This window comes from Dietzia sp. CW19 (genome assembly GCF_014145265.1).
Taxonomy (GTDB): Bacteria; Actinomycetota; Actinomycetes; order Mycobacteriales; family Mycobacteriaceae; genus Dietzia; species Dietzia natronolimnaea.
This window is the reverse complement of sequence record NZ_JAALEE010000374.1, coordinates 1-5,059: the sequence shown is the minus strand read 5'-3', so window position 1 is coordinate 5,059 and position 5,059 is coordinate 1. Positions and strand designations below refer to the sequence as shown.

The 5,059-nt window shown below is 70.3% G+C and carries 5 protein-coding genes; 3 read left to right on the top strand and 2 right to left on the bottom strand.

Features of this window, described 5'->3' with window-relative positions; translation table 11 throughout:
- A partial coding sequence (locus tag G6021_RS11580) for an oxygenase MpaB family protein (RefSeq protein WP_182641336.1) occupies positions 1-989 on the bottom strand: 989 nt, incomplete at its 3' end.
- Positions 990-996: 7 nt separating this feature from the next.
- The gene (locus G6021_RS11575) at positions 997-2,493 is read right to left on the bottom strand and encodes an aldehyde dehydrogenase family protein (protein WP_182641335.1); all 1,497 of its coding nucleotides are present in this window, start codon (positions 2,491-2,493) and stop codon (positions 997-999) included.
- A 114-nt stretch (positions 2,494-2,607) separates the two neighbouring features.
- On the opposite strand from G6021_RS11575, the gene G6021_RS11570 reads away from it, so the two are divergent.
- The 3 genes from G6021_RS11570 to G6021_RS11560 form a co-directional block, all read left to right on the top strand.
- Complete coding sequence (locus G6021_RS11570) at positions 2,608-3,750, top strand: acyl-CoA dehydrogenase family protein (protein ID WP_182639779.1); 1,143 nt, start codon at positions 2,608-2,610, stop codon at positions 3,748-3,750.
- On the top strand, positions 3,747-4,217 hold the full coding sequence (locus G6021_RS11565; protein WP_179523947.1) for a DUF4334 domain-containing protein: 471 nt from the start codon (positions 3,747-3,749) through the stop codon (positions 4,215-4,217). The genes G6021_RS11570 and G6021_RS11565 overlap by 4 nt, the downstream gene beginning before the upstream one ends.
- Before the next feature lie 106 nt (positions 4,218-4,323).
- Positions 4,324-5,059 (top strand): LLM class F420-dependent oxidoreductase (locus G6021_RS11560; RefSeq protein WP_182641334.1); only part of this gene is annotated, 736 nt, incomplete at its 3' end.

Sequence of the window (5,059 nt, the reverse complement as noted above, 5' to 3'; positions counted from 1 at the left end):
CCGTTCGGATACCCGGGGTAGGTCCGGTTCTCGGTCGCGCTCGACCCCAGCGCCCGTCGACGTACCGGGAGCCACCGGACCACCGCGGACCGGGCCCGCAGCGCGGCGTACGCGGCCCTGCGTCGTCCCGGCGGCTGCCACGGGAAGCCGAAGGCCCGGGTCATGTCGTCGTCCACCAGCGACAGGACCACCTTGCGGACCGCGGGGCGGACCGCCTCCGGATACCAGGAACACATGAGATCGAGCGTGTACGTGCCGATGAGCTCGTTGTTCCGGTCATAGCGGAAGGTGCGGGCCTCGTAGTCGTCACGCCACCGGCGGAACTCCCCGATGTCCTCCGGGATGTCGGCGATCTTCATCCGCTGCCCCACCCCGCGGTAGAAGTGGAACGCGGCCAGTCGCTCGTGGGGGTGCAGGCGCCGCCACCCGATCGCGTCGATCCACTCCAGCGGCTCGTAGATGAACGTCGACAGCACGTACAGCATGTCGTCGTTGGTGATCTCGTACCGCGCGTGCTGGCGGTTGATCACCCGCAGCGCCTCCTTGCCGCGCGGCGAGTCGTACCCGTGCTCGACCAGCTCCACCATCAGCAACGCGGTGTCGTCGTACCGCTTCTGGGGGTTGTCGCGGAACTGGCCGGCCTGCTCCAGGACCGCCGACACCGAGGGCACACAGTACGTGCGGTACAGGGCCAGCTCGAGTGCCCGCTGGTAGTCCCAGGGGAACTCGTAGGAGGAGGTGATGCGGTGGATCTCCGCCGCGTCGGCGACCGGATCGAGGGACGCGATGAGATCCCGCCAGTACCAGCGGCCCGGCTTGAGCGGCGGCGACGCCGTGAGCGGGTGCTCGACGGCGGCGTCGGCCACCAGCTCGGACGGGATCGGTCCGAACACCCCGGGCAGGGTGCGCCGTCCCGCGTCCGCGGAGCTCGTCGTCGTCGTGTCCCGGAGTTCCTCCGGCGTCGTTCTGTTCGAGGCGGTGGCGGTCATCGGGAGATCACAGCTTTCCCTGCACGTTGGCCAGCATCCACTTGACCACCTTGATGTCCCTCGGCTTGCGGGTCATGGTCATGAGGTTGAGCGGGGCGGCGAACTTCTGTGCCGTGATGGCCTTGGGCCGCGAGAACTCCCGGAGCCCGTCGGCGCCGTGGATGCGGCCGAAGCCCGAGTCGCCCGACCCACCGAACGGGAGCGAGGGGATCCCGGCGAAGGCCAGGAACGCGTTGACCGACACCATGCCCACGTCGAGCTTCTCCGCCAGCGCCAGTCCCCGCTTGCGGTTGCCGGTGAAGATCGCGCCGCCGAGGCCGTAGCTGCTGGCGTTGGCCTTCTCGACCGCCTCCTCGAGGTCCGCGACCGAGTTGATGACGACGGTCGGCCCGAACGTCTCCTCGGTGATCGCCGTGGAGTCCTCGGGCACGTCGACCAGCACGACCGGCTCGACGACCCGCTCCCCCACCGACTCCTCGCCCCCGATGACGGCCGTGCCACCCCGGGCCAGCGCGTCCTTGACGTGTCGGCGGACGATGTCGATCTGGGACGGCAGCGTCATGGGGCCGTAGCTGGAGGTCACCGAGGTGCCGGGGGTCAGCGCCCGGACCTTCGCGGTGAACTTGTGGACGAAGGCGTCCCGGACGTCCCGGTGGACGTAGATCCGTTCGACGCCGGCGCACGTCTGCCCCGCGTTGCCCATGGCGCCGAAGACCGCCTGGTCGACGGCCGAGTCCAGGTCGGCGTCGGCGTCCACCAGGAACGCGTCCTTGCCGCCGCCCTCGATGACGACGGGGGTGAGGGTCTCCGCGCACGCGGCCATGACCTTGCGGCCCGTCGCGGCCGACCCGGTGAACGCCAGTTTGTCCACGCCCGCCCTGCACAGCGCGGCGCCGGTCGAGCCGTCACCCGTGACGGTCTGGAACAGCGGCTGGGAGGCGCCGAGCGAGTTCCACACCTCGGCGAGCCAGACGCCCACTCCGGGCGTGAGTTCACTGGGCTTGAACACCACGGCGTTGCCGGCGGCCATGGCGTAGGAGAGGGTGCCCATCGGGGTGAACGCGGGATAGTTCCAGGGGCCGATCGCGCCGACGACGCCGTACGGCTGGTACTCGACGTAGGCCGCCTGGTTGCTCATGAGCAGTCCGGCGGACACCGAGCGGCGGCGCAGCACCTTGTCGGCGTTCTTGGCCGCCCACTCCAGGTGGCTCACCGTGAGCATGACCTCGAGCGTCGCGTCCTCGTCCGGCTTGCCGGTCTCGGCGGAGATGAGCGAGGCCAACTCGTCGGAGCGGGAGGCGATCGACCGCTTGTACTCGAGCAGCCACTCCCGACGACCGCGCGGACCCTGGGCGGCCCACCAGCGGGCGGCGGCGCGCGCACGCTCGACGGCGAGCGCCACCTCCTCGGGTCCGGCGATCGGGTACTCCGCCAGGACCGTGCCGTCGCGGGGATCCAGGCTCGCGAGCGTGGGGCCGGTCTTGCTGGGTTCGGTGGTCGTCATTCGGGTTCCCTCCAGTTTCCGATCACATATATTTGATGTACCGTCCGTGATACGGGCCACAGTAGTCGACTGTGCCCGCCACCGTCACCCCCTGACAGAAAACCGAGGCCAGACGTGTTCGACATCCTCACCGAAGAACAGCGGGACTTCGCCAGGTCCATCGACGACTTCTGCGCGCGCGAGGTCGGAAGCGCCGAGAAGCGGCGGGAGCTCACCACCGAGGGCGGCACCCACTCGCCCGAGATCTACGCCAAGATGGCCGAGCTCGGCTGGCTGGGGCTGACCGTCCCGGAGGAGTACGGCGGCGCCGACGCCGGAGCCGTGGAACTGTGCCTGCTGCTCGAGCACTCGCTGCGCGGCCTGGCCCCCATCGGTGGCATCGGCCCGACCCTCATCACCGGTGCCGCCTACCAGAAGTTCGGCTCCGAGGAGCAGCGCAGACGCGCGCTCGACCTGGTCGTCAAGGGCGGGACCCTGTCCATCTCGATGTCCGAACCCGGCGCCGGGTCGGACGTCGCGGCGCTGCGCTGCAAGGCCGTCCGCGACGGCGACGACTGGGTGATCACCGGCCAGAAGACCTGGTGCTCCAACGCCCACTTCGCCGACCGGATCCTCCTTGTCGCGCGGACCGACTCGTCCGGCGCCAAGCACGAGGGGATCACCATGTTCGACGTGCCCGCCGACGTCGAGGGCCTGCAGATGAGCGGGATCGAGACCATGGGCGGCAAGGAGGTCAACGACCTGTACTTCACCGACGTGCGCCTGCCCGCCGAGTCCGTGATCGGCGAGGTCGGCGGCGGCTGGAAGCAGCTCATGACCGGACTCAACATCGAGCGGCTCATCCTGGCGGCCATGCAGCTCGGCGTGGCCCAGCGCGCCTTCGACGACTGCCTGACGTTCGTCCGCGAGCGCGAACAGTTCGGTCGGCCCGTCGGCTCCTTCCAGGTCATCCGCCACCGCATGGCCGACCTGGCCACCGAGATCGAGGCCACCCGCCTGCTGGTCTACGCCGTGGCCAGGAAGATCGACGAGTCCGACCCCCAGGCGCTCTTCCCCCGCGAGGCCTCCATGGCCAAGCTCAAGGCCTCCGAGCTGAGCAAACGCGTCACCCTCGAGTGCATGCAGTCCATGGGCGGCTACGGCTACGCCACCGAGTACGGCATGGAGCGCCTCGTCCGCCAGGCCGTCGTGTCCACCATCTACGGCGGCACCAACGAGGTCCAGCGCGACATCATCGGGAAGACGTACGGGCTGTGAGCGCGCCGCACACCGACGAGCTGGCCGCGATCCGGGCCCTGGAGACCGTCCCCACCGACCGGGTGACGGCCTTGTGGGACTCGCTGGAGCCCGCCGGGATCGACGAGATCGCCGGGACCCGGTGGAAGGGCACCGGCCTCGACACCGGGCACCCGATGTTCGCGATGCTCGGGCAGATGCGCTGGTGGGGCAAGGACTTCACCGACCCGCGGAAGGTGGACCCGATCCTGGTCACCGACGAGTCCGGGGCGGTCGTCCCGGACACCTCCGCGACCGGTGGGGGCGGCGCCTCGCTCTGGGAGGTCTCGTTCCGCGGCCGCCCGTGCGCCTCCATGGTGTACGACCGGCTGCCGGTGATCGACCACTTCGCCGTCGTCGACCCCGACACCCTCCTGGCCGTGATGAACGGCCGGGGGACCCTCCACGAGGGCGAGCACTTCTGGTTCCTCCTCGAACGCGAGCGGTAGCGAGGGCCGGGGTGCATCCGACCCGCGCCCGGGTGCGCGACTCGTGTGCACCCGGCGACATCGCGGGTCGGGTGCGCCGGGCGGCGATACGGACCAGACTGGGCGCATGACCCCGAACACCGACCGCCCGGTCCGCATCGCCGTCCAACTCCAACCGCAGCACGCGCCCGACTACGGTCTCCTGCGCGATGCCGTCCGCCGGTCCGAGGACGCGGGCGTCGACGTGGTGTTCAACTGGGACCACTTCTTTCCGCTCTACGGCGACCCCGACGGCGCGCACTTCGAGTGCTGGACCATGCTCGCCGCCTGGGCCGAGCAGACCGAGCGGGTCGAGATCGGCGCGCTGGTCACCTGCAACAGCTACCGGAACCCGGACCTGTTGGCGGACATGGCCCGCACCGTCGACCACATCTCGGGCGGCCGCCTGATCCTGGGCCTGGGCAGCGGGTGGTTCGAGCGGGACTACGCCGAGTACGGGTACGACTTCGGGACCAAGGGGTCGCGTCTCGACGACCTCGGCGACTCGCTCGAGCGGATCGACCGTCGCTTCGCCACGCTCACCCCTCCCCCGACCCGGCACATCCCGGTGCTCCTCGGCGGCGGGGGCGAGCGCAAGACCCTGAAGCACGTGGCCCGTCACGCCGACATCTGGCACTCGTTCGTGGACGTGGAGACCTACCGCCACAAGTCCGGGGTGCTGGCCGGGCACTGCGCCGACGTCGGTCGGGACCCGGCTGAGATCGAGCGCTCCACCGAGATCGGCGGCGCCGCCTCCGCCGACGACGCGCGGCGCTCGGCGGACGCCCTGCTGGCCGAGGGCGTCACGCTGTTCACCGTGGGCC

Coding starts and splice junctions, on each gene's coding strand:
- G6021_RS11575 (WP_182641335.1), bottom strand. CDS start 2,493: ATGACGACCACCGAACCCAGCAAGACCGGCCCCACGCTCGCGAGCCTG.